A 1483-nucleotide genomic window follows, 5' to 3' on the forward strand; every position below is an offset into this window, starting at 1 on the left:
GCACCCATACGTGACAATTCAGGTACATGCATAAAACGGTTTTCAAAAATCGTTTCAGAAATGGTGGCAAAACCACGACCAATGGCATTGACTGCCATAATCTGTGCTTGCATATCAGTTGGGAAGTCAGGATGTGGAAGCGTTTGGAAACTCACAGCTTTCGGGCGTTTACCCATCATATCCAGTTCGATCCAATCATCACCACGGGTCACTTCCGCGCCCATTTCTTCAAACTTTTCCAAAACCGATTCCATCAGCGTTGGATCAGTATGTGTGGTTTTTACACGACCACCGGTAATGGCCGCAGCAGCCAAATACGAACCCGTTTCAATACGGTCAGCAACCACAGCATATTCACAGCCATGTAGTTTTTCAACGCCTGTTACCACTAAGGTATCTGTATCTAAACCTTCAATTTTTGCACCCATCGCGATCAACATTTTCGCAAGATCAGTAATTTCAGGTTCACGTGCCGCATTACGAATCGTAGTCACACCTTCTGCCAATGCCGCAGCCATTAAGATATTTTCGGTACCACCTACGGTCACCATATCAAAAACGACTTCGCCACCTTTCAGACGGCCATCAACTTTAGCGTGCACATAACCCGCTTCAACTTCAATCTCTGCACCTAAAGCTTCTAAAGCTTTTAAGTGTTGATCGACTGGACGCGAGCCAATCGCACATCCACCTGGTAAAGACACTTTTGCACTACCATAGCGCGCCACCAATGGGCCCAGCACTAAAATAGATGCACGCATGGTTTTCACCAGCTCATACGGTGCAAACTGATTGTCCAGTGTTGAGGTATCCGCCGTAACCGTGTCACCTTCGTAGGTCATGGTAATGCCTAGACCACCAATCAACTGCACCAAGGTATTTACATCTTTTAAATGCGGCACGTTAGTGAGCTTGGTTGGAGTTTCAGGTAAAATCATTGCTGCAAGCAACGGCAAGGCAGCATTTTTAGCACCCGAAATACGAACTTCGCCTTCAAGCTTAGTGCCACCTTGAATTAAAAATTTATCCATCTAATTTTAAGCTCCGAATAAGCTTGCTTTACGCCATTCTTCTTTAGTCATTGCACGAATAGTCACCGCATGCACTTCGCCACTTGCGATATAAGAATTTAATGGTGCATAAACAGCTTGCTGACGTGCAACAGGACGTTTGCCTTCGAATTGGTCGTCGACAATACGTAAGTCAAACTTTCCGCCTTGCCCACTAACTGCAACTTCAGCTTCAGGAAAAGCAGCTTTTAAAATTTCAGTGAGCTGTTCACTATTCATCACAAAGACCTCTTATAGGACCAACGGTGTAAAAACCTGCCATTTTACTATAAATCTGAAAAATAAATCATAAACCCGCACACTTTATATATAAAAAAAGAGGTTTTAAAAAACCTCTTTTTGCATAAAAAACAAACTAAATGGCAATAGGTTGGTAAACTTGCTGCATTTTACGGTGCTTATCGAGCTGTCTT

General features: G+C 43.6%; 2 protein-coding genes. Both read right to left on the reverse strand.

The window, feature by feature from the left end; genetic code table 11:
* Positions 1-1031, reverse strand: a 1031-nt coding sequence (murA, locus tag B4F08_RS13060; RefSeq protein WP_291374655.1) for a UDP-N-acetylglucosamine 1-carboxyvinyltransferase, incomplete at its 3' end; no start/stop codon positions are given.
* 6 nt (positions 1032-1037) lie between these two features.
* Positions 1038-1289: a BolA family iron metabolism protein IbaG gene (gene ibaG / locus B4F08_RS13065; protein ID WP_004695019.1), complete on the reverse strand. Its 252-nt coding sequence runs from the start codon at positions 1287-1289 to the stop codon at positions 1038-1040.
* Between the last annotated feature and the right edge of the window lie 194 nt (positions 1290-1483).

Origin of the sequence: Acinetobacter sp. UBA6720 (assembly GCF_002454215.1) — a bacterium.
In the GTDB taxonomy this organism is placed as follows: Bacteria; Pseudomonadota; Gammaproteobacteria; order Pseudomonadales; family Moraxellaceae; genus Acinetobacter.